This is a genomic window from Collinsella sp. OM06-18AC, from assembly GCF_003438785.1.
Classification (GTDB): Bacteria; Actinomycetota; Coriobacteriia; order Coriobacteriales; family Coriobacteriaceae; genus Collinsella.
Window position 1 is genome coordinate 66,131 of sequence record NZ_QSTX01000005.1, and the last position, 23,655, is coordinate 89,785.

The following is a 23,655-nucleotide window of genomic DNA, read 5'->3' on the forward strand; positions in this document are numbered from 1 at the left end:
TCTTGCCCCTTTGGGACGGCTTCTTGTTGGGGCGTGCCTGCCCCAAACCCTGCTAGGAACGAGTGCAGCAAACTGGAATTTTAAATTACTCTTTGCAAATAACCTTTGAACTTTCACCGTCAATTACAATTCCCTGACGGTTGTTAATTGGGCATAGATTCAAATCCGAAAACTCAGTCATTATTTTCTCGGTAACTTTCTTAAATGGTGCTGTAAGATAATGCGGAAGAACATAGAAATCAATCAAATCAAGCCCTGAATCATCTTCTTGTGAGTAGTCCTCCGGCTTTTCATCCATTTGCTCGATATATTGGATGCTTGGAGCGCATACAATCGCACCTGCCGATTCACCAATCATCGGTTTTCCCTTTTCCAATTCTTTCTTCAACAGCTCATCCGTTCCCGTTTTACGGAGCTGGTCTATAAGGAAAAAAGAATTTCCGCCGGTAAAATAGATCACATCTGCATCTTCAAAAAGAGACTGTATCGTTGAATAAGCCTCCGTTGAAATATCAATTTCAGTTACGATTGCTCCCAACTTTTTGAATAATTTTCGAGCCGAGCCGACATAACCGGTGTAGCCTTCACGCAGCGAAGCTGTTGGAATAAATGCGACTTTTTTATTTTCAATTTCTTCCTTTATCAGACTTCCTACACTTGAAAAGTGAGAACATAAAAACAGTTTCATCAATATTCTCCTTTATATATAAATTCATATTTGTTGAACTAAGCCGTGTATACCATACTCTCCAATGAAAGAACGCCCTGATATAGCGAAATTTTGCCGTTTTCCTGCGTACGTGCGTACACACTCCACAGGAATTCTAAGGGGCCTGCCCCCTTGGCACACGGACTTTGGAACAAAGTCTAGTGTGTTACGCCTTGCCAGAGGTGTACAGGCTCCCGGTATGCACGTACGAAGCAATTGCCATCAATGTGCCATATAAGTGGCGATCAAGTTCGCATAAAGCGACCTTGATCCCGCAAAATAAAAGGCAGGATACCATCACCACGATGATACCCTGCCTCTGTTCGTTCCTGTTTACCGTTCCGAGTAGTCCTTCCGCAGAATTTCCGATAAACAAAAAACGTACCCGAACCCTTTCTCGTAAAGAATCGGGTTCGAGTACGAACTGAATGCTGGAGCAATAAAAAACCACCAGAAAGGTGCCTGTCCCCTTTGTGGTGGTTTTGGGCCAGTCCTAGAGCGTGTGGCCGTAGGTGTTGGCAGCCTTGATGGCGGTGGCGAACTTTTCGTCGGTGAAGGGCTCCGGGTTACCCTGCTTCCACTCGTTGGTGGCGTGCGCATACTCACACAGCGCCGGGATGTCGGCCTCGGAAAGTCCGACCTGCTCAAGCGTTACGGGTAGACCCATCTGCTTGTTAAAGGCGGCATAGCGCTCAAGGTTCTCGGTATCGCCCGTATAGGCAAACAGCACGAGCACGCCCAGGCTCACGACCTCGCCGTGCAGGTAGGAGCCTTCGCGCGGAATGCTGCACGTGGCGTTGTAGAACGCATGCGCCACGCTCGAGTTGTAGTAGTAATCGTTTTGGTTGGTCAGGTTGGAGACGTAGCCCGTGTTGACCACGATATCGAGCGCGATCTGCTTGACGGCTTCGGTCGACAGGTGCTGGCGAACGTCCTCAAGACCCTGCACGCCATAGGTAAACAGCGGCTCGGAGCAGGTGTGTGCGAGCGCCAGGCCAAGACCGGCGGTGTGCTCCAGGTTGCCGGCGCTCGTGGCGTATTCGACCTCGGGCTGCTTGGACAGGGCATCGCCCACGCCGGCCCAGAAGTACTCCGCCGGAGCCTCGGCGATGATCTTGGGGTTGATGAAGATGTGCGCGGGGCGGTTGGGGTACGAATAGCCCTCGAGCGAGCCGTCGTCGTTGTAGACAACGGCAATGGCGGTCGCGGCCGAGCAGTTGGAGCAGATCGTCGGTACCGTAAAGACGATCTTCTTGAGCTCGATGGCCGCCGTCTTGACGGTGTCGAGCGCTTTGCCGCCGCCGCATGCGATGAGCACGTCGGCTTCCTGGCAGGCAGGGGAGTTCACGACCTTGGCGATATTGGCACGCGTACTGTTGGTGCCATAGACGCGCGTCTCCAGAACCTCGATATCGGTACCTTCAAGCGCCGCCGCGATACCCGGCAGCGCCGCAGCCAGGGCTCGCTTGCCGCCAATGATGGCGACCTTGGTCGCTCCGTACTCTGCCAGTGCGGCGGGCAGCTCGTCAAAGCAGTCCTCGCCGACGGTGTAGTCGCTCATTCCAATCGTGCGCATAGCGGCCTTCTTTCGTTCGATAAAGTGCTTTCAGGTATTTTGCTCCAAGTGAGTGCTTGCGACCGCGAGAAGTTTCTAAAGTATGAAACCGATGTTGAGGGTTTTTCGCCGGTGCGGAACGTGCTAGCATACTCCGCATAAGCGTTGATGGGGACGAGTAGTCGGCCGTCCGCATGCTACAGAGAGCGGGGAGCGCTGAGAACCCGTGCATGCGACCGATGAAAATCACCCCGGAGCTGCGGTCCCAACGGACGTGCCGCGTAGGTTCGTCTTAGTAGACATCGCCGAGATGGTCGTCGATACAGACCAGCCGAGTAACGGATGCGAGCGCGCGAATACGCGGGCGAGGGCATCTAAGCTGGGTGGTTAAGCGAAGAGCTTTTGCGGGCGTGCAGCCCGTTTGTGGCGCTTCGTCCCAGCTTGTAGGGACGGGCGCTTTTTTGGTGCCCAGAGGGCGTGCGCGCCCACGACATGAAAGGGGTACCGTGGCAAACGAGTACAAGCAGACGATGAATCTGCCCAAGACCGGTTTTCCCATGCGTGCCGGTCTTTCCAAGTCCGAGCCCAAGCGGCTCAAGGACTGGCAGGACAACAAGGTCTACGAGCAGGTTCTGAAGAAGAACGAGGGTCACAAGAAGTTCGTGCTGCACGACGGCCCTCCGTACGCCAACGGCCCGATCCACATCGGCCACGCCATGAACAAGATCTCCAAGGACATGATCAACCGTTACTGGATGATGCAGGGCTATGAGGTTCCCTATGTCCCCGGTTGGGACTGCCACGGTCAGCCGATTGAGCACAAGGTCGAGGAGAAGCTCGGCACCGAGAAGTTCAACCAGACTTCCACGGCCAAGATCCGTGAGCTCTGCAACAAGTTCGCCGTCGAGAACATCGAGCTGCAGAAGGCCGGTTTCCGTCGTCTGGGCGTGCTCGGCGACTGGGATAACCCCTACCTGACGCTCTATCACCAGCATGATGCCGCCGACATCGAGGTCTTCAAGGCCATGTTCGATAAGGGCATGATCTATCGCGGCCACAAGCCGGTTCACTGGTGCAAGCACTGCCACACGGCGCTCGCCGAGGCCGAGATCGAGTACTCCGATGAGACGAGTTCCTCCATCTTTGTTCGCTTTGAGATGACCTCCAAGCCCGCCGGCCTCGAGAACTTCGACGGCCCGGTCGACTTCATCATCTGGACGACCACCCCGTGGACCATCCCCTCCGACCAAGCCGTTTCCCTTAAGCCCGGCGCCGCCTATGTCGCCGTTGAGCACGAGGGTCGTGCCGAGGTCATGCTCGAGGACCTGGCTCCCAAGTGCTGTGAGGAGTTTGGCTGGGAGTACACCCCGGTCATGGTCGACGGCAAGCCCTACGTGGTTCCCGCCGAGTCCTTCCACCACATCCACTACAAGCAGCCGATCTTTGACGGCGTTGAGGGCGTGGCGCTGCTGGCCGATTACGTCGGTGTCGATGACGGTACCGGTATCGTCCACAACTCGCCCGGTCACGGCGTCGATGACTACTTCGCCTGCCTCAAGGAGGGCATCACCGACATCTGCATGCCGGTCGATGACGACGGCAAGTTCTACACCGGCGAGGAGTTTGGTACCGGTGGCCCCTTCAGCGGTATGGACACCGATGAGGCCAACCCGCACATCATCGAGTTCCTGCGCGAGCGCGGCACCCTGGTCCTCGAGAAGAAGATCACGCACAGTTATCCGCACTGCTGGCGCTGCAAGCACCCGGTGCTCTTCCGTGCTACCGACCAGTGGTTTGTCTCGATGGACAAGACCGGTTTGCGCGAGCAGGCTGGCAAGGAGGTCCGTGAGAACGTCAAGTGGTATCCGGCTCACGCCGCCAACCGCATTGGCGCCATGGTCGAGCAGCGTCCTGACTGGTGCATCAGCCGTCAGCGCAACTGGGGCGTGCCTATCCCCAGCTACACCTGCGCCGACTGCGGCGAGAAGGTCATGAACGACGCTACGCTCGACGCCGTCATCAAGCTCTTCCACGAGAAGGGCTCCGACGCCTGGTTCACCGACGCTCCCGAGAGCTACCTGGGCGAGGCCTGCGTCTGCCCCAAGTGCGGCGGCCATCACCTCAAGGCCGATAAGGACATCCTCGACGTGTGGTGGGACTCCGGCGTCTCCTGGAAGGCTGTCTGCGAGTATCGCCCCGAGCTTGAGTACCCGGCGGACGTGTATCTCGAGGGCTCCGACCAGCACCGCGGTTGGTTCCAGAGCTCGCTGCTCACCTCGGTGGGCGCCAACGGCCACGCTCCGTACAAGGCGGTCGTCTCGCAGGGCTTCACGCTCGACGGCCAGGGCCGCAAGATGTCCAAGTCGCTCGGCAACGTCATCGACCCCAACAAGGTCTGCGACGAGATGGGCGCCGACATCATCCGCCTGTGGGTTGCATCCGTCGATACCAGCTCCGACGTGTCCATCGACCACGAGATCCTTGCTCGTACGTCCGATGCCTACCGTCGTTTCCGCAACACGCTGCGCTTCCTGCTCTCCGAGCTCGAGGGTCAGTTTGAGCCCGAGACCGACGGCGTCGCCTTTGCCGACCTGCTGCCGCTCGACAAGCTCATGGTCGCCCGCCTGACCCAGGTCCAGGCCGAGGTCGACGATGCCTACGCCAGCTACGAGTTCCCGCGCGCCTACCGTGCGCTTTACGACTTTGTGGTTACCGAGCTCTCCAACGTGTATCTCGACGCCCTGAAGGACCGCCTGTACTGTGAGAAGCCCGGCTCGCTCGAGCGCCGCAGCGCCCAGACCGTGCTGGCCGAGCTTTTCTCGATGCTCATGCGCGACCTGCAGCCGATCTTGTCCTACACGGTCGACGAGGCCATGGCCTATGCGCCCGCCGGCTGCGTCGACCACCAGAAGTACGCCGCGCTGCTCGATTGGTACAAGTCGCCCATCACGGTCGACGAGGCCAACGAGTTTGAGGGCGTGCTCGAGGCTTCACTCGAGCTCCGCAGCGTCGTGACCAAGGCCCTTGAGGATGCCCGCTCCGCCGGCACCTTCACCAAGAGCCAGCAGGTCCGCGTCAAGGCGGTCGTTCCCGCCGAGATGTATGCGCTGCTGACCGGCGACAAGGCCGTCGACCTGGCCGAGTTCTACATCGTCTCCGATGTTGAGCTTACCCAGGGCGAGGAGCTTTCTGTTGCCATCGATGCTGCCGAGGGCGAGTGCTGCGACCGTTGCTGGAACTACCGCACCACCGTCGGCGAGTACAACGGCCACGCTCACATTTGCAAGAGGTGTGCGAATGCCCTTTAAGGCACGGTAACTCGGCATTTTAGTTATAGGGAGAATTTGGGCGCCTTCGGCCCATTTGCTCCGCTGAATAAAAGCGGCATTCCGTTTTTCGGAATGCCGCTTTCGTTTTTAGCTGGTTATTTCGCTTGCGTTGGTGGATATGTCGTGCGTTCTGCGTGTGGCAATATAAGATGGTAAATTGCACTTAACGTTATTTGAGCTTTGAGGGTAGGAGATTTCTTTGGGTCGTGGTGCGGATATGACGCCGCCTTTGCGTTGGCGCCTGGGTGTTGCTGGTAGCGTGGCGTTGGCCGTGCTGCTTGTTGACCAGCTGACCAAGCTTGCGGTTCGTGCCGTTGGCGATGCTCTGCATGTGACTGTTATCCCCGGTGTGATCGACTTCCTTTTTGTGCGTAACATCGGTGCTGCCTTTAGCATGGGCGAGGGACATGGCCTCGCGTTTGCCGTGCTGGCGTTTGTCGTTATCGTTGCGATCGCGGTGTACTTGCTTCGCGCGCCCCAGCTTGCTCGCTTTGAGGTTGTGGGCATGGCTATGGTCGTGGGCGGCGCCATTGGCAATGCGATCGACCGTCTGGCTTTTGGCTTTGTGACCGATTTTATTGCCACCACCTTCATCGACTTCCCCGTCTTCAATGTGGCCGATGTCGGCATTACGGTCGGTGTGGTGCTTGCCCTCATCGGCTACATGTTCTTGAGTCCTGCGGCCCGTGAGGTCGACGCGACCGCCGAGCTCAACGCCCGTGACGAGGCCCGCGCTAAGCGCAAGGCCCAGCAGCGTGGGGAGCGTGCCCGCAAGATTCGCGAAAGGAGCGAGCGCTAATGGCCGACATCCATATCCTTGTTGCCGACGATGCCGCTGGTCAGCGTCTTGACGCCTATCTGGGCGCTAATGAAGGCTGCCCTACGCGCTCTGCCTGCGCGCATCTGATCGAGGGCGGTGCCGTTGCCGTCAACGGCGAGACATGCCTGTCAAAAAAGTATGCCGTGCGCTCCGGCGACCGTATTTCGGTCGATTTGCCCGAGCCGCACGATCCCACCGATGTGATTCCCGAGGCCATTCCCCTCGATATCCGCTACGAGGACGACTACCTCATCGTGCTCTCCAAGCAGCGCGGTCTGGTGTGCCATCCCGCCCATGGCCACGAGAGCGGCACCCTTGCGAACGCCTTGGTCTATCACTGTGGCATTGACCATCTGGGCACCGTGCAGGGCGAGGACCGCCCCGGCATCGTGCATCGCCTGGATCGTGACACCTCGGGCCTTATGCTCGCGGCAAAAGACGACGACACCCAGCGCGCGCTCCAGAATCTCATCCGCACGCGCACGCTCGACCGCCGCTACATTACGCTCGTCCACGGCCACATTGCCATGGACGAGGGCACCATTAACACCGGCATTGCCCGTTCTACGCGCGACCGTGTCAAGATGGCGGTTTCGGACGATCCTTTCGCGCGCCAGGCCATTACGACCTTTAGGGTCCTCGAGCGCTTCGATTCCACGCGTTTTGACGATGGCTATACGCTCGTCGAGTGCCACCTGTTTACGGGTCGCACGCATCAGATTCGCGTGCACATGCGCCATATCAACCACGCCTGCGTGGGCGATGCGCTCTACGGTAAGTGCGATGCGCGTGCCGACCAGGGTTTGACCAGGCAATTCCTCCATTCCTGGCGTGTGGCGTTCGATCATCCCGTGACGGGGGAGCACATTGAGTGCCACGATGAGCTGCCGTGGGATCTCGCCGCCGTTCTGGATGACCTAGCCCCGCGCTCGCTCGGCCGCACTGCCGCCGGCGACGAAATCGTTCCGCAGCTCGGTTTGCTCGAAGCCTAACCAGTATTAGGTGGTTTCTTGAACTCGGTTAGCCTACGGTAAGATATACGGTTGTTTACGTAACGCGTTCTCGGGAGCCTGCATGCTCGCCTTTTTACAAACCAACACACCCATCGTGATCTTCAACCAGATTGTGGTTACGCTGCTCACGGTCTGCTTTCTGTACCAGGTGGTCTTCTTTGTCATTGGCGCTCTTCGTGGCGAGGTCGCGCCTCCCAAGGCCAAAAAACTCCACCGCTATGCTTTCTTCATTGCGGCGCATAACGAGGAGGCCGTGATCGCCAATCTCGTACGCTCTATCAAGGATCAGGACTATCCGTCCGAGCTCATCGAGGTCTTCGTGGTCGCCGATGCTTGCACCGACAACACGGCGCAGCTCGCGCGCGAGGCCGGTGCCATTGTTTACGAGCGCAATGACCTGGCCCGCAAGGGCAAGAGCTGGGTCATGGATTTTGGCTTCGACCGCATCCTTAACGAGTATCCCGACACCTTCGAAGGCTACTTTATCTTCGATGCAGATAACGTCATCGCCCGCGATTACGTGTCCAAGATGAACGATGCCTTTGACCAGGGCTTCCATGTGGTCACGAGCTATCGTAACTCCAAGAACTTCGGCAGTTCGTGGATTTCCTCTGCCAACGCCACCTGGTATTTGCGTGAGGCCCGCTTCCTCAACAACGCGCGTAATATCTGCAAGACGTCCTGCGCCGTCTCGGGCTCGGGCTACCTTATCTCCGCCAGTGTTATCGAGGGCATGCACGGCTGGCAGTTCCATACACTGACCGAGGACATCCAGTTCACCACGTTCTGCGCCATTCACGGCATCCGCATCGGTTATGCGCCGGCGGAGTTCTTTGACGAGCAGCCGGTGACGTTTAAGGCGTCCTGGAAACAGCGCATGCGCTGGACCAAGGGCTTCTACCAGGTTTTTTTTACCTACGGCAAGCATCTGGTCAAGTCGACGTTCCGCTATCATCGCTTTGCCGCATATGACATGTTTATGACCATCGCTCCGGGCATGCTGCTGTCCCTGATCTCCATGCTCGCCAATGCGACGTTCCTGATCGTGGGTGGCCTTTCGCATGGTTTCTTGGCTACCGAGGTCGAGATGCAGGCTTGTGCCGCCTCGCTTATCATGACGTTCGTGATGATGTACCAGACCTTCTTTATCCTGGCGCTGCTCACGACCATCTTTGAGTACAAGCACATTCATTGCGCTCAAAAGTGGCGCCTGGTGACCAACCTGTTTACCTTCCCGATCTTTATGTTCAGCTATATCCCCATCACGGTTGCCGCGCTGTTCCTGAAGGTCGACTGGGTGCCCACGCAGCACGCCGTTAACGTTACCCTCGACGAGGTCATGCAGGGCGCAAAATAACCACGATCAGAACCACCACAAAGGGGATACACCTTTGTGGTGGTTTTTGCTTTAGAACAGCCGTCCCGGGAGGTGTCCTGTGGTCTATATCCCATTTTGGATCTGCGCCTTTGCCGGCGCGGCGATTGATATCCGCGAGCGGCGGTTTCCCAACGCGCTTGCTGCTGCGTGTGCCGTGGCGGCGTTTGCGGGCGTGTGGCTGGATGGGGGCTTAAACACGGCACTTGACCACGCTGGCCTTGCGGTCATCGTGTACCTTTCTCTTGTGCTGACTGAGTCGCTTTGGCGGCGACATCGCCAGACCCCCGGCATCGGCATGGGAGATGCCAAGGCGCTCTTCGCGCTTTGCACGCTCGACCCTATGGGTGGCTTCGTGGCATTTGCCGCCGCGCTCCTGGCCCTGGCCCTCTCCTGCCTCATCACGAAATCGCGCTCCCTGCCATTGCTCCCGTTTTTGGTGCCGATTTTTGCCATAATCGAGGTTGTGGGCTGCACTTTGTAACCGATTGCGCATCCTTCTTAAGGAGCATGCCATGGCAACTAATCAAGAAACGGCCGTCATTAAGGCGCGCATGGACCGAATTCCCTCGGCGTTGTCGCCCGAACTTTTCGAGCGCATTGCCACCGATCGTGCTTCGGGCTATGTTAACCCGTATCGTTGCAACGACGATCAGGTCATTCGTCGTATTGATCGCGCCTCCGACAAAGGCACGCTTATGCGTCCGGCGTTTATGCGCGATACCGAAAAGATTCTTCATCTTCCGGCGTACACTCGCTATGCCGGCAAAACACAGGTCTTCAGTTTTCGCAGCAACGACGACCTGTCGCGTCGTGGCCTGCACGTGCAGCTTGTTTCGCGCATTGCGCGCGATATCGGTTGCGCCCTGGGGCTCAACTGCGATCTGATCGAGGCGATTGGCTTAGGCCACGACTTGGGCCACACGCCTTTCGGCCATGCCGGTGAGCGTTTTCTCAACGATATCTATCATGAGCGCACGGGTCGCTACTTTTTCCATAACGTGCAGTCGGTCCGCGTGCTCGACGCCCTGTATGGCCGCAACGTGTCGCTCCAGACGCTCGACGGCGTGCTATGCCATAACGGCGAGTACGAGCAACGCGTGTTTGAATTGTCGGATATGGGCTCCTTTGACCAGTTCGATCAGGCGGTCGAGGACTGCATCGCCACGGGCTATGGCGCCATTGGGCACCTGCGTCCCATGACGCTCGAGGGCTGCGTCGTTCGCATCTCGGATATTCTTGCCTACGTCGGTCGTGACCGTCAGGATGCGATCGCGGCGGGCCTGCTTTCGCCCGACGCTTTTGACGATGGTCGGGGCGGCGCCTATAACAGCTGGATCCTCACGCACGCTTCCATCGATATCGTTGAGCATAGCTATGGTAAGCCGCGCATCGAGATGAGCGAGGACCTGTTTGAGGAAATTCGCCGAGCCAAGCGCGAGAACTACGAGAAGATCTATAGCAAGGGCGGTATCGAAGGCGATTCCGAGGAGGAGCTGCGCGAGGCGTTCGAAAAGCTCTACGACCGTTGCCTGCGGGATCTAAACAGTGGCGACGAGTCCTCTTATATCTTTAAGCACCATATTTCGCGCATTGAGCAGCAGCTTTCCTACTACGATCGTACCTATGCCTGGCAGGACGACAAGGATCAAGCCGTGGTGGATTACATCGCGAGCATGACGGACGGTTATTTCTGCGAGCTGACGAGCAAGCTGTTCCCGGGTCTAAAGTTTCCGCATCGTACCTATATTAACGAACGGTAGTTCGTATTTATTCGGTATACTGTTTGTGGAAAACGTTTTTGATTGATGCACGGGATGGCTATGGACGACCTTTTTTCTGCTTCGACGCGCGAGCGTTCCTTTCAGAATGCGCCGCTTGCGGTGCGCATGCGCCCTAATTCGCTCGACGAGTATGTGGGCCAGCAAAAGGCCGTCGGTAAGGGTTCATGGTTGCGTGCCGCGATCGAGCACGATGTGCTTTCGAGCGTGATTCTGTACGGGCCGGCCGGTACGGGTAAGACGACGCTGGCCCACATTATCGCCAACCATACCAAGAGCGAGTTTGTCGAGGTCAGCGCCGTGACGGGCACTGTGAAGGACCTGCGCCGCGTAATCGATGAGGCTAAGACCCGTCTGAACACCTACGACCGCCGCACCATTCTGTTTATCGATGAGATCCATCGCTTTTCGAAGTCGCAGCAAGATGCCCTGCTGCATGCGGTCGAGAACCGCACCGTCATTATGATTGGCGCCACGACGGAAAACCCGTACTTTGAGGTCAACTCGGCATTGCTCTCGCGTGGGCGTGTGGTAGAGCTTGAGCACCTGAAGGACGAGGATATCGCCATGCTCATTGAGCGTGCGCTCGAGGCGCCGCAGGGTTTAAACGGTAAGTTCTCGGCCGATGAGGATACAGTCAAGACCATTTGCACGCTGGCCGCGGGTGATGCGCGCTCGGCGCTCACGACGCTCGAGCTTGCGAGTGAGATTGCCGTTACGCGTCCCGATACTGAGGGAACGCCAGCGCCGGCGGCGGGGGAACGCTATCCCATTACCGTGGATGACGTGAAGATCGCCAATCCACGTCGTGGGTTTTCGTATGACAAAAACGGTGACATGCACTACGACATTATCAGTGCGTTTATTAAATCTATGCGCGGCAGCGATCCCGATGCCACGATCTATTGGCTCGCGCGCATGATCGATGCAGGGGAGGATCCCAAGTTTATCGCTCGCCGCATTATGATTCAGGCTTCCGAGGATGTTGGCAACGCCGACCCGCAGGCGCTTTTGGTGGCACATGCCGCATTTAAATCTGCCGAGGTCATTGGCTATCCCGAGTGTCGCATCAACCTGGCTCAGGCTGCGCTCTATGTGTGCCTGGCGCCTAAGTCCAACGCGTGCGAGGCCTCGATCGATGCGGCGCTGGCCGATATCCACAGCAGTGGTCTTCGCGAGGTGCCCAGCTACCTGCGCGATCGTCATCGCCCAGGCAGCGATGAATATGGCGTGTATAAGTATCCGCACGATTATCCCGAAGGCTGGGTCGATCAGCGCTATTTGCCCGAGGGGTTGGAGCGCGGCGCGTTCTGGCAGCCTGCCGGCCGCGGTTGGGAAGAGTGGCGTGTTGAGCAAAGCGAACGCGACCGTAGCGGTAATGCTCCGAAGTAACTGCTGATTATTTTGTCCCAGGATCTCACGCTTGGCATGTTCGGTCCCCTTTGGGGTACCATGAACAGCGTCTGTATTTCGATTCCTTTGGGAGGCTTGTATGAGTCCCATTCAAATCGCCCTGCTGTTGCTCGCCGTTGCCGGCGTGTGGGCTGTTGTCGAGCTCGCGCTCACGCTGCGCAAGACCCGCACCGTCGTTGATTCGCTCGACAAGACGGTGAGTGACCTTAACAATACGCTCGCCGAGGCACAGCCTGTGGTGGCAAAGCTCGACGGCGCTGTCGATGAGCTCACCCCCGCGCTGGCACAGGTTGAGCCGCTCCTCAAGTCGAGCAAGACTGCCGTTGATGCTCTGACGTCTAACCTCGTTGAGGTTGAGGCGGTCGTTCGCGACATCTCCGAGGTCACGGGCAGCGTGGCTGAGGCCAGCAATGCCGTATCGAGCGTGACTGATTCTGCTGCTGGCGCCGTGCAGAAGCTCTTCAATAAGGTGAAGGCTCCTGCAGCCGACGCCGATCGCAAGCTCGCCGCTGCCGCCGCCGAGGCCGAGCAGCCTACTGAGCGCGTTCTGATTGGCGATGACGATGCCGCTGCTGACGACGATGATGTTCAGAAGCCCGCTGCTAAGCCTGCTCAGTATTACACTTATACGACTGCCGAGACCTCCGAGGAGTCCTGCGATGAGTAGCGAAGCAACCTGCCCCATTACGCTGAGCGTTGCCGGTGATCCGCGTCTCGCGCGCTTGGTGCGCATGACGGCCGCCAACGTCGGCGCCCTGTGCTCTATGTCCGTTGATCGCATCGAGGACATTCGTATGGCTGCCGAAGAAGCCTTCATCTTTGGCTGCACGGCTGTTGATTCCGACGATATCTCGATCAAATTCGATGTCGACGAATCGCATGTGGGCATGACCTTTACCTTTGGCGACCAGGCGACTGTCGATGAGGATGACCAGGCTGCCGTGTATGCCGAGCTCATTTTGGCGAGCGTGTGTGACTCTTACGAAAAGACTACAGCGCCCCTAACGCTTTCCCTCGACCTCAAGGCGGATATCTAATATGACCGAACGCTCCCGGAGCGGCAAGACCGCTTGGGACAAGGAGAAAACCCGCGAGCTGTTTCGTCGTTATAAGGAGACCGGTGATCCGGATGCTCGCGAGCAGCTCGTCATGTCCCATATGAACCTGGTAAGGTTTCTTGCCAACAAATTCAAGAACCGCGGCGAGCCGCTCGATGACCTTTTGCAGGTCGGGTACTTGGGCTTGCTCAAGGCTATCGATCGCTTTGATCCCGAGCGCGGACTCGAGTTCACGACGTTTGCCACGCCCACCATCTTGGGCGAGATTAAGCGCCACTTCCGCGACAAGGGCTGGAGTGTGCGCGTGCCGCGTCGTCTGCAGGAGCTCTCTGCCAAGGTTAACCAGGCTACCGACAAGCTTACCAACGAGCTTCAGCGTTCGCCCAAGGTTGAGGAAATCGCCGATTACCTTGGCGTGACCGTCGACGAGGTGCTCGAAGCCATGGAATCGTCCTCGGCCTACACCTCGGTGCCCATCGAGGCTCCCGGCGCGTCCGACTCCGACGATGCTCCCTCGATTCTCGATCGCTATGCCGACGACGACAACGAGCTCGACTTTACCGATGACCGCCTGGTAATCGAGGAAGCCATCCGCGATTTCTCGCCGCGCGAGCGTGAGGTGATCGAGCTACGCTTTGTGAAGGGCATGACCCAGATCGAGATCGCCAAGAAGCTGGGCATTTCGCAGGTGCAGGTCTCGCGCCTACTGCGCCGCACCCTCAAGAAGATTCAAGACAAGATTGACCCTGACGGAGTAATGGTTCGTTCATGAGTGAGCACCCCCAACAAACCGACCGCACGCTGCGCGATACCCGCATTCTGACGCTTCGCATTTGGGCTGTCGTCGGTTGCATCGTCATCGCCGCCGTCATCTTTAACCTTATGGGCATCCTGGCACCGGTTATTGAGTTTCTTGCCGTCGGCTCCATCATTGCTTTTGTGATGTCCCCGATCACCAACTGGCTCGAGCACCATGGCGTGAATCGCGGCATCGGTTCGCTTATCGCGCTTATTGTGGTCGTTGCTGTGCTCGTCGGTGTCGTTTGCATCTTGTCGCCGATTCTCTTTGGTCAGATCATGGAAGTCCTGAGCCGCCTGCCCGAGCAGCTTCGTGTTGCGGGTGGCGACCTCAACGAGATGATCTCGCATGCCAAGACGCTCAACAACACGCCGCTCAAGGAGTATCTGGACGATAATCTTTCGTCGCTGGTTGCCGTGGCATCGAAGTATGTGTCTCAGATCGCTGCCGAGCTTGGCCGCGGTGTGTTCCCGCTCATCACCAATACAGCCTCGCAGTTGTTCGTGATCTTCCTTGGTCTGGTGCTTGCGTACTGGATGGCCTGCGACTACCCTCGCATGCACCACGAGATTTGCACCATCATCGGTCAGGAGAAGGAGACCTCGTACCGCTTTATGGTCGCCATCCTTTCTCGCTCTGTCGGCGGCTACATGCGCGGTATGGTCGTGACGTCCATCTGCGGTGGTTTCCTCGCCTTTATCGGTTTTATGATCATCGGCCATCCGTATGCGGCGCTCATGGCCATCTTTACCGGCATCATGCATTTGGTTCCGGTCGTCGGTCCCTGGGTGAGCGCAGCAATCGCCACAGTGCTCGGTTTCATGTTCAGCCCCATGTTGGCGTTATGGACGCTCATCGTGACGATGGTCGCTCAAAACGTCACCGATAACGTAATTTCGCCTAAGGTCATGCAGAGCTCGGTGCAGGTGCATCCCATCATGAGCCTCACGGCGCTCGTTATTGGCTCGGCACTCATGGGTCCTATTGGCATGATCATTGCCATTCCGCTGTGCGCAGCCCTCAAGGGCATTTTCGTCTACTACTTTGAGAACGAGACCGGCCGCCAGCTTGTGGCCTATGACGGCGCCGTGTTTAAGGGCACGCCGTACCGCGATGCCGATGGCAACCCGGTCGCCGCCTATGACGCGCTCGGGGACGATACGTTCATCTATGAGTCCGAGCTCATCGGCAACGAGACCGCGCCCGAGGCCAAGGCTATGCCCAAGCCCGAGCTCGATAATCCCTGGATCAAGCTCTCGGGTCTTCAGCCCGATGCCACGGGTTTCTTCAAGAATCCCTTCGCCAAGGATGACGATTCCAACTCTGATGACGATACCAAAACCGGCATCGACGGGTCCATGGACGATTCGGATTCTAAATAGGCCCCATTAACGTTTCTTGAAGTTGTAAATGACAAGAAACGCGAGCAAAGCGATTGATAAGGGACCGGCAACATAGAAAAAGAGAATGTCAATTGCGCGTAAAGTGTAATAAGCCTTATCGCCGGACATTACTGCATACAACACGTAGCCAAATGCTGGTTGGTTTGCGTACCAGCAGGAGAAAGCCAATAGCGTTAAAAGTGCCGCTAACAGAAGTGCATTGAGGAAAAATCGTTTGCTTTTCATCGATCGCTCCTTCCGGGTGACTCTTATATGTAATTCTACAGCAGTCCTTTTTCAAAGGATCGCACAGTACTAAATAACGTGCACTTTCGCTGGAGGGTCGCTGTTTGGCGGCCCTCTTTTTTGCACAGGCGCGGTGGGATGGTAATATCGTTACGTTTGAACTGTTTCGATGTGAAACCGAGGAGATTCCCTCTATGAGTGCTGACTACCCGTCAATGACTACGGCCGAGATTCGCTCTAAGTTCCTCAACTTCTTTGAGGAGCGCGGTCTTAAGCTCTATCCTTCTTCGTCCCTCGTCCCCGACGATCCTTCGCTGTTGCTTGCCAACGCCGGCATGAATCAGTTTAAGGAGTACTACCAGGGCAAGAAGACCATGAAGGAGATCGGCGCGATCTCCTGCCAGAAGTGCGTCCGCACCAACGACATCGATTGCATCGGCGAGGACGGCCGTCACCTGTCCTTCTTTGAGATGCTCGGCGACTTCTCCTTTGGCGGCGTCTCCAAGCAGCAGGCCTGCGCTTGGGCCTTTGAGCTCATCACCAAGGAGTTCAAGCTGCCGCTCGATCGCCTGTACTTCACCGTCTTTACCGAGGACGACGAGACCCATGACGTATGGCGCTCCCTGGGCGTTGCCGAGGACCACATCTCCCGCTTGGGCGAGGACGACAACTTCTGGGCCGCTGGCCCCACCGGTCCCTGCGGTCCGTGCTCTGAGATCTACTTTGACATGGGCGAGGAGGTCGGTTGCGGCAGCCCCGACTGCAAGCCTGGCTGCGACTGCGATCGCTTCCTTGAGTTCTGGAACCTCGTGTTTACCCAGTACGACCGCCAGGAGGATGGCTCCATGCCGGAGCTGCCGCACCGCAACCTCGATACGGGCATGGGTCTGGAGCGCATGGCCGCCATCATGCAGCACAAGACCGCTAATTACGACGGCGATCTGATGCAGCACCTCATCAAGCTGGGCGAGAAGATCAGCGGCAAGACCTATGACGCCGACGATTACTCCGGTGCCAGCCGCTCCCTGCGCATCATCGCGGATCACTCTCGTGCCGTCGACTTTATGATCTCGGACGGCATTCTCCCCGGTAACGAGGGTCGCGAGTACGTCCTTCGCCGCCTGCTCCGCCGTGCCGTGTTCCACGGTCGCCTGCTGGGCATCGAGGGCGCCTTCCTGACCAAGTTCATTGATGAGGTCAACGCCCAGATGGGCGAGGCCTATCCCGAGCTGCTCAAGAACGTCGCGCTCGTCAAGGGTATCGTCGCTTCCGAGGAGGAGCGTTTCTCCACGACGCTCGACAACGGTCGCGTCTACCTGGACGAGGCCCTGGCCGCGCTTGCCGAGGGTGCTGTCCTTCCGGGCGACGTTGCCTTTAAGCTGCACGACACCTTTGGTTTCCCCATCGACCTGACCGTCGAGATCGCCGGCACCGCTGGCCACGACGTCGACATGGACGGCTTTACCGCCTGCATGGAGGACCAGAAGGCCCGCGCTCGCGCCAACGCCAAGGGCGACGCCTGGGGCAGCTTCAACGACGTGTGGGTCGAGCTTTCGGACAAGGTCGCTGCGACCGAGTTCGACGGCTATGACAACGATGTGATCGAGGATGCCAAAGTTGTCGCTATCGTTCGCAACGGTGAGTCCGTCGAGTCCGCCGCTGCGGGCGAGGATGTTGAGGTTGTTCTCGACCGCACCCCGTTCTACGCCGAGATGGGCGGCCAGCAGGGTGACGCCGGCGAGCTTTCCGCCGAGGGCGTTGCGCTGACCGTTTCCGATACCAAGAACCACAACGGCCTGTATGCTCACGTCGCCCACGTCACCGAGGGTACGCTGACCGTCGGTACTACCGTGACCGCCGCGCTCGACGCCGAGCGCCGTGGCTTCCTGCGTCGCAATCACACCGCCACGCACCTGCTCGACGCCGCGCTTAAGCAGGTCCTGGGCGAGCATGTCTCCCAGGCTGGCTCGCTGGTGACGCCCGAGCACCTGCGCTTTGACTTCACGCACTTCGAGGCCCTGTCCTCCGAGCAGCTCAAGGCTGTCGAGGACCTGGTCAACCAGCAGATCTTCGCCTCCAAGCCGGTCGTGACCCGCGTCATGGGCATCGACGAGGCCAAGGCCGCCGGTGCTGTCGCCCTGTTTGGCGAGAAGTATGGCGACGTCGTCCGCGTTGTCTCCGTGGGCGCCGAGGACCAGCCGTTCTCCCGTGAGCTTTGCGGTGGCACCCATGCCGCCAACACCGCCGAGATCGGCCTGTTCAAGATCATCTCCGAGTCCTCCACGGGCTCGAACGTCCGCCGTATCGAGGCCGTGACCTCCAAGGGTGCTCTCGACTACATGGCCGACCGTCTGGCGCTCGTCGACGCCGCCGCTGCTGCGCTCAAGTGCCGTGTGGATGAGGTTCCCGCCCGCGTGGAAAACCTGCAGGCTGAGCTGCGCGAGACGTCCAATAAGCTTAAGAAGGCGCTGACCGGTGGCTCCTCCGATGCTATCTCCAGCGCCATCGAGGGCGCCGTCGAGCTCGACGGCTACAAGCTCGTCGTCGCTGAGCTCCAGGGCCTTGAGGCTGCTGACCTGCGAAACGTCTGGGATACCGTGCACCAGAAGGTTGCCGGCCCCGTCGCCTGCGTCGTTGCCAGCGTGACCGAGAAGGGCACCCCGGCTCTGCTCGCCGCCGGCTCCGATGACGCCGTGAAGGCCGGTTTCCACGCCGGTAACGTGATCAAGCAGATCGCGGGCCTGGTCGATGGTCGCGGTGGCGGTCGTCCCAACATGGCCCAGGCCGGTGGCAAGAACGCCGCCGGTATCGCCGATGCCCTCGCGGCCGCCAAGACCGCGCTTGGCGCCTAAGAACATAAGTAGTCGCTGTGGTCGCGCTCGCACTGGACATAGGGGAGACCAGGATTGGCATTGCCGTCTCGAGCCGTGATGGCAAGATGGCAATGCCTGTCAAGGTGCTTCCGGCTGCCGAGGTCACTGGCATGGCCAAGACGTTCCGTTACCTGGTTGAGGACTATGAGCCCGATATCCTGGTAAGCGGACGTCCCTTGACCATGGCCGGTGAGCCCGGTCCCCAGGCCGAGCGCGTCGCCGCCGTGGCCCAAAAGATTGCCGACGAGCTCGAGCTTCCGCTGGAGTTTGAGGACGAGCGTCTGTCCTCGCAGGAGGCCAAGAGAATCCTGCGCGAGCAGGGGCTCAACGAAAAGCAGATGAGGGGCAAGATTGACATGATTGCCGCCAGCCTGTTTTTGCAGACGTGGCTTGATCGTAAAAACGAGGAGGTTTCGCATGCCTAGCGCTCCCGATCCGCGCCAGCCGAATCGTACACGTCAGCCGGCGTCGCGCCCTGCCCAGCCTGGCCAGCGTCCGGCACAGCCGACCCAGCGCGCAGCTCAGTCTGCCGCGCGCCCGGTGCAGTCCTCCTCTCGTTCGGCCCAACCTGTTCAACGGACGGGTCAGCAGCCTTCTGCTCGTTCGGTTCAGTATCCGGCTTCTCACGCGGCTCAGCAGCCCACTGCTCGTTCGGCTCAGCCTGCAGGCGGTGCTCGCTTTAAGCAACAGGCACCTACCCAGCGAACGCAGGTCCCCCAATCGCATTTGCATCACGCTCGCGGTTCGCATGGCGTTGCTCCGGCGACTCGCTCGAGCTACAACACGCATGCTCGTCGCGGTGCTCAAAAGAAGAGTTCTCCGGTTCCTATGATCATCGGCGTTGTGGTGGCCGTAATTGCGCTTGCTACTATCGCTTTCTTTGTCGTGCCTGCCGTCAAGGGCTTCTTTGCCGGTGAGGATACGAAGGTCACGGCTGGTCAGCAGGTTACGGTGACCATTCCCGACGGTGCTTCGGGTGATGCGATCGCCTCGATTCTCTCCGAGAACCATATCGTCGAAAATCCCAAGGATTACTACGCGGCGGTGAAAAAGCTCAACGCCGATATGTCGCTCAAGCCTGGTACTTATTCGTTCACCACACTCATGGATGCGACCAAGGTTGTTCAGCAGCTCATGGAAGGCCCCAACGCGGGCTCCAATGCGCTGACTATCCCTGAGGGTCTGACAGTCGATCAAGTCGCCGACCGCGTGGCCCAGGCCTACGACAGCATCTCTAAGGAAGACTTCCTCAACCAGGCCAAGGCCTCCAACTACGTGGACGACTATAGCTTCCTTAAGGGCGCCGCCAACGATTTGCTCGAGGGTTTCTTGTTCCCCAAGACCTATTCGTTGGGTGATTCGCCGACGGCCGATGACGTGATTCGTGCCATGCTCGATCAGTTTAAGACTGAGTACAAGTCGCTTGACTTTGCGAGCTGCGAAGCCAAGATCAAGGAGCGCTACGGTGTGGAGATGTCCGACTACGACATCGTTAACTTGGCCTCTATCGTTGAGCGCGAGGGCCTCAACGCCGATCAACGTGCGCACGTGGCCTCGGTCTTCTACAACCGCCTTGCCGGCAAGCTCGACGGTCTGCGCTATCTCAACAGCGATGCGACCATGATGTATGTCACCGGTGGCGAGGTTACCGCCGACGACCTGCAGAGCGATAGCCCGTATAACACCTATAAGCACGAGGGCCTACCACCCACGCCCATCTGCTCTCCGTCGCTCGAGGCACTCAAGGCCACGCTTGAGCCGACCGACTCCGATGACCTGTATTTCTACATTACGCAGGACGAGGAGTGCTTCTCGCAAACCTACGAAGAGCATCAACTGTCTTGGAATTAGCATGAGGATTTTTAGCCCCAAACGATACGTTGCCTCGGTCGATCGCATCGACCTTGATACCCTGTGGGCCGACGGCAAACGCGCCATTCTGCTCGATCGCGATAACACTCTGGTTCCGCGCGACACCGAGCAGGTTCCCGCCGCGGTTTCCGCTTGGCTCGATACCGCCCGCGCCAAAGGCTTTAAGCTGTGCATGGTGTCCAACAACTGGCATCGCGATCAGGTCATGAGCTCTGCACGCGAGCTGGGACTCGAGGCCATCAGCCACGCCATGAAGCCCGCCCCGTTTGCCTTGAAGGCGGGTCTTAAGCGCCTTGGCGCCACGGCAGACGAGGCGGTGCTGATCGGCGATCAGCTGTACACGGACGTGTGGAGCGGTAACTTTGCCGGCGTTGACACTATTCTGGTCAAGCCGCAGGCAACCCAGGACCTGTGGTACACGCAGATCTTCCGTATCTTTGAGCGCCGGGCCCTGCGCGACCTTCCCTGCGAGGAATAGGTTTCGCCATGTCTCAGCACATCAAACACGGCTGCGACCATATCTTCTTTATCGGCTTTTTGGGCGCGGGCAAATCGACGCTCGCGCGCAACGTCGGCACTATGTTCAAGCGGCGTTTTATCGATACCGATCGTTTGGTTGTGCGTCGATGTGGCAAGTCGGTGACCGAGATATTTGAGACCGAGGGCGAGGATCGTTTTCGCGAGCTTGAGACCTCGGCACTCCGTTCGCTTCAAAGCGAGCGCAGCCTGCTGGTGTCGTGCGGGGGTGGCATCGTCGAGACGCCGGTGAACATTGAGCTGATGCATGAGATGGGTATATGCGTGTACCTCGAAGGCGACTTTGAGGACTCGTTGCGCCAGATTCGCCGCTCCGATACCCGGCCCGATTTCCGCTCGCCCGAGCACGCTGCGCGCCTGTTTGAGCATCGCCGTCCGCTGTATCGCCAGGCCGCCGATATTACCCTTGATATTCGCAACAAGTCCTTCGAGGACGTTTCCTACCTTTGTGCCGAGATGCTTTTGGAGCGTGGACTGCTATGATTCGCCGTCAACTTATCAATTTCCAAAACCGCAGTGTCGATGTCCGCGTTGGATTGGGCGCGTTCGAGGAGCTGTCGCGCATGTTTGCCTCGGCCGTGGGCAAGCCTAAGCGCGCGATGGTGGTTTGGAACGACGCTACATCCGAGTGTTTTGGCGAGGTCATCGAGCATGCGCTGGTCGACGCCGGTTTTGCCGTGTCGCTGCTCGTCCTCGAGGTTTCTCCTGCCGGTGCTACGCTGGCCGATGCCGATACCGTCTTTGGCGCCCTGTCGGCTAACGGCATTACCTGCGACGATCTCGTTGTCGCTGTCGGTGACACGGCGACCTGCTCGGTCGTTTGTTGGTGTGCCAATCAGTGGTGCGGTCGCACCGAGTGCGCCTTGCTGCCGACGACGTTCGACGCCATGCTCACGGTTGCGACGACCATGAAGCCGCTTGTCGCCTCGTCGACGAATGCGCTTCCCGCTATCGCGTTCCGTCCCGAGCCGGGCTTGGTCGTGTGCGACCTCGACCTTGTTCGCGAGGCGGACCCCGAGGACCTCAAGCTCGGCTATGCGGTACTTGTTGGCACCATGCTTTCGAGCAGCAAGTCCCGCTGGAATCAGTTTACTGAGACCGTCCCCGAGATTCTCGCGGGCGAGGAGGTCGCGCTCGTCAATGCCGTTCAGTGGTCTCAGACTGCCCGTAAGGACGTACTGATGGCCACGAACCCGAGCGCCCGCCATGCGCTCGATTTTGGCAAGATGGGGGAGCGTACCCTGCGCGCCTGCCTGGGTAAAGCCGCGGCGCAGGTTCCTGCCTACCAGCTGCTGTCTGAGGGCATGCGCTTTGAGGCGCGCTTAGCACATGATGCCTGCGACTTTGATATCGATTACGTCTTTGAGGTCGATGACTGCCTGGAGGACTTTGGTATCGAGGAGCTTGCCTTCGATCTGGAGCCTGCCTCATATATCGAGGAGTTCCGCAGGCAGCAGTTTGACCGCTCGAACCGTAGTATGTTGCCGCTGCCCGCGGCACTCGGCGCCATTCGTCTAACGAGCGTTGAGGACGAGGTCCTCGACCGCCATGCTCACGCCTACTTGGCTTCTCGCAAAGAACTTCTCTAGGATTTATTGACATACATCGTCTTTCGTATCATGTTGAGGGGCGGGTTTCCAATCGGTTGCGAATCGCGCGCGATTCCGTCGTTCGGTTGAGACCCGTTCCGTCTTTATAGAGACAACAAGAAAGGAATCTGCATGTCAGAGTTTGCTGCCGGTCCTGCCGGTCGTATCGAGCGTGTCCGTGCCCTGATGGTTGAGCGTGGCTACGACGCTATCGTGGTGCGCGACGAGGCCAACCTTCGTTGGCTTACGGGCGTCAAGGGCGTCTTCGATTACACCTTCGAGTTCCCGCATGCTGCGTTTATTACGGCCGACCAGTGCCTGTTCCATACCGACTCGCGCTATCTCAACAGCTTTGAGGAGAACACGCCCGCCGGCAGCCCCTGGGTCTACGACATGGACGAGGGCACCATCCCCGGTTGGGTCGCCGGCAAGATCGCGGCCAACAAGTGCCGCGTCTGCGCTGTCGAGGACGACATGCAGATCAATTTCTACCAGGGTATTCAGCGTGGCCTGGAGGACCGCTCCGTTGCCTGCATGCTGCCGCTGATGCATGACGACATCCGTAAGATGCGCGCCATCAAGGACGCCGAGGAGATCGAGCTCATGCGCCACGCGCAGTCGATCACCGACGCCGCCTTCCAGCACATGCTCGGCTATATTAAGCCCGGTATGACCGAGAAGCAGGTTCGCAACGAGCTCGAGAACTTTATGTTCGCCAACGGTGCCGACAGCCTGGCCTTTGGCTCCATCGTGGCGAGCGGCCCCAATACCGCCAACCCGCATGCCGTTCCGAGCGACCGCGTGATCGAGAAGGGCGACTTCGTCCTCATGGATTACGGCGCGGGCTACTGCGATTATCGTTCTGACATGACGCGCACCGTCGTGATGGGCGAGCCTACCCAGGAGCAGCTCGACCTGTACGCGCTCGTGCGCCGTACGCACGAGGAGTGCGTTGCCGCCATTCATCCGGGCGTCGAGGGCAACGACATTTTCAAGCTTTCCAAGAAGATCATTGGCGATGCCGGCTATGGCGATTACTACAACCATGGTCTGGGCCATGGCGTGGGCATTGACATCCACGAGCTGCCTAACTTCAACCGCAGCAAGAACATCATCGATGTCGGCTCGGTTATCACCATGGAGCCCGGCGTGTACCTGCCCGGTGTGGGCGGCGTGCGCCTGGAGGACTACGGCGTGGTCACCGAGAACGGCTACGAGCCCTTCACCAAGACGCCGCATGACCTTCACGTCATCGATTGCTAGTCTACTTCGGTAGATAGTTTGGGGCGGGGCCTCCGGAGCAA

Annotated in this window: 21 protein-coding genes; 18 read left to right on the forward strand and 3 right to left on the reverse strand. The window is 58.7% G+C overall.

Translation table 11 applies throughout. From position 1 onward, the window contains the following. Positions 1 to 85: 85 nt before the first annotated feature. Positions 86 to 688 (reverse strand): Type 1 glutamine amidotransferase-like domain-containing protein, encoded by a 603-nt coding sequence (locus tag DXB86_RS04470; RefSeq protein WP_117736291.1) that lies wholly within the window; start codon positions 686 to 688, stop codon positions 86 to 88. Between the two features lie 514 nt (positions 689 to 1,202). After that, positions 1,203 to 2,285 carry an iron-containing alcohol dehydrogenase family protein gene (locus DXB86_RS04475; RefSeq protein ID WP_117736292.1) on the reverse strand — a complete coding sequence of 361 codons (1,083 nt, stop codon included), beginning with the start codon at positions 2,283 to 2,285 and terminating at the stop codon, positions 1,203 to 1,205. Positions 2,286 to 2,794: 509 nt separating this feature from the next. On the opposite strand from DXB86_RS04475, the gene ileS reads away from it, so the two are divergent. The 11 genes from ileS to DXB86_RS04530 all read left to right on the forward strand — a co-directional run bounded on the left by ileS (position 2,795) and on the right by DXB86_RS04530 (position 15,234). After that, positions 2,795 to 5,572: an isoleucine--tRNA ligase gene (ileS, locus tag DXB86_RS04480; protein ID WP_369831479.1), complete on the forward strand. Its 2,778-nt coding sequence runs from the start codon at positions 2,795 to 2,797 to the stop codon at positions 5,570 to 5,572. 220 nt (positions 5,573 to 5,792) lie between these two features. Beyond that, a complete protein-coding gene (gene lspA, locus DXB86_RS04485; RefSeq protein WP_233504149.1) occupies positions 5,793 to 6,392 on the forward strand; it encodes a signal peptidase II in 600 nt (199 codons plus the stop codon). Beyond that, positions 6,392 to 7,405, forward strand: a complete 1,014-nt coding sequence (locus DXB86_RS04490; RefSeq protein ID WP_117736294.1) for an RluA family pseudouridine synthase — start codon at positions 6,392 to 6,394, stop codon at positions 7,403 to 7,405. The genes lspA and DXB86_RS04490 overlap by 1 nt, the downstream gene beginning before the upstream one ends. An 82-nt stretch (positions 7,406 to 7,487) precedes the next feature. Next, positions 7,488 to 8,783, forward strand: a complete 1,296-nt coding sequence (locus DXB86_RS04495; RefSeq protein WP_117736295.1) for a glycosyltransferase family 2 protein — start codon at positions 7,488 to 7,490, stop codon at positions 8,781 to 8,783. 79 nt (positions 8,784 to 8,862) lie between these two features. Further along, complete coding sequence (locus DXB86_RS04500; RefSeq protein WP_117736296.1) at positions 8,863 to 9,285, forward strand: prepilin peptidase; 423 nt, start codon at positions 8,863 to 8,865, stop codon at positions 9,283 to 9,285. A 31-nt stretch (positions 9,286 to 9,316) separates the two neighbouring features. Beyond that, complete coding sequence (locus tag DXB86_RS04505; RefSeq protein WP_117736297.1) at positions 9,317 to 10,564, forward strand: deoxyguanosinetriphosphate triphosphohydrolase family protein; 1,248 nt, start codon at positions 9,317 to 9,319, stop codon at positions 10,562 to 10,564. Positions 10,565 to 10,624: 60 nt separating this feature from the next. Then, positions 10,625 to 11,974, forward strand: a complete 1,350-nt coding sequence (locus tag DXB86_RS04510) for a replication-associated recombination protein A (RefSeq protein ID WP_197032187.1) — start codon at positions 10,625 to 10,627, stop codon at positions 11,972 to 11,974. A 100-nt stretch (positions 11,975 to 12,074) separates the two neighbouring features. Beyond that, positions 12,075 to 12,662, forward strand: coding sequence for a hypothetical protein (locus DXB86_RS04515; RefSeq protein ID WP_117736299.1), 588 nt, complete (start codon positions 12,075 to 12,077; stop codon positions 12,660 to 12,662). After that, complete coding sequence (locus DXB86_RS04520; RefSeq protein ID WP_117736300.1) at positions 12,655 to 13,032, forward strand: ATP-binding protein; 378 nt, start codon at positions 12,655 to 12,657, stop codon at positions 13,030 to 13,032. Before DXB86_RS04515 ends, DXB86_RS04520 begins: the two co-directional genes overlap by 8 nt. A gap of 1 nt (position 13,033) precedes the next feature. Then, complete coding sequence (locus DXB86_RS04525) at positions 13,034 to 13,825, forward strand: RNA polymerase sigma factor SigF (protein ID WP_117635146.1); 792 nt, start codon at positions 13,034 to 13,036, stop codon at positions 13,823 to 13,825. Beyond that, on the forward strand, positions 13,822 to 15,234 hold the full coding sequence (locus DXB86_RS04530) for an AI-2E family transporter (protein WP_117736301.1): 1,413 nt from the start codon (positions 13,822 to 13,824) through the stop codon (positions 15,232 to 15,234). Before DXB86_RS04525 ends, DXB86_RS04530 begins: the two co-directional genes overlap by 4 nt. A gap of 6 nt (positions 15,235 to 15,240) precedes the next feature. On the opposite strand, the gene DXB86_RS04535 is transcribed toward DXB86_RS04530, so the two are convergent. Continuing rightward, positions 15,241 to 15,480 carry a hypothetical protein gene (locus tag DXB86_RS04535; protein WP_117736302.1) on the reverse strand — a complete coding sequence of 80 codons (240 nt, stop codon included), beginning with the start codon at positions 15,478 to 15,480 and terminating at the stop codon, positions 15,241 to 15,243. Between the two features lie 194 nt (positions 15,481 to 15,674). Between DXB86_RS04535 and alaS the strand changes: the two genes are divergently transcribed. From alaS to DXB86_RS04570, 7 genes are all read left to right on the forward strand, one after another. After that, a complete protein-coding gene (alaS, locus tag DXB86_RS04540; protein WP_117736303.1) occupies positions 15,675 to 18,332 on the forward strand; it encodes an alanine--tRNA ligase in 2,658 nt (885 codons plus the stop codon). 17 nt (positions 18,333 to 18,349) lie between these two features. After that, positions 18,350 to 18,778, forward strand: coding sequence for a Holliday junction resolvase RuvX (gene ruvX / locus DXB86_RS04545; RefSeq protein ID WP_089571740.1), 429 nt, complete (start codon positions 18,350 to 18,352; stop codon positions 18,776 to 18,778). Then, positions 18,771 to 20,204 carry an endolytic transglycosylase MltG gene (gene mltG, locus DXB86_RS04550; RefSeq protein ID WP_233504150.1) on the forward strand — a complete coding sequence of 478 codons (1,434 nt, stop codon included), beginning with the start codon at positions 18,771 to 18,773 and terminating at the stop codon, positions 20,202 to 20,204. Before ruvX ends, mltG begins: the two co-directional genes overlap by 8 nt. 1 nt (position 20,205) lies before the next feature. After that, positions 20,206 to 20,703 carry a YqeG family HAD IIIA-type phosphatase gene (locus DXB86_RS04555; protein ID WP_099431674.1) on the forward strand — a complete coding sequence of 166 codons (498 nt, stop codon included), beginning with the start codon at positions 20,206 to 20,208 and terminating at the stop codon, positions 20,701 to 20,703. A gap of 8 nt (positions 20,704 to 20,711) precedes the next feature. Continuing rightward, positions 20,712 to 21,245 carry a shikimate kinase gene (locus DXB86_RS04560; protein WP_117736305.1) on the forward strand — a complete coding sequence of 178 codons (534 nt, stop codon included), beginning with the start codon at positions 20,712 to 20,714 and terminating at the stop codon, positions 21,243 to 21,245. Then, positions 21,242 to 22,351 (forward strand): hypothetical protein, encoded by a 1,110-nt coding sequence (locus tag DXB86_RS04565; protein ID WP_117736306.1) that lies wholly within the window; start codon positions 21,242 to 21,244, stop codon positions 22,349 to 22,351. Before DXB86_RS04560 ends, DXB86_RS04565 begins: the two co-directional genes overlap by 4 nt. A gap of 132 nt (positions 22,352 to 22,483) precedes the next feature. Beyond that, on the forward strand, positions 22,484 to 23,614 hold the full coding sequence (locus DXB86_RS04570) for a Xaa-Pro peptidase family protein (protein ID WP_117736307.1): 1,131 nt from the start codon (positions 22,484 to 22,486) through the stop codon (positions 23,612 to 23,614). Positions 23,615 to 23,655: the final 41 nt, after the last annotated feature.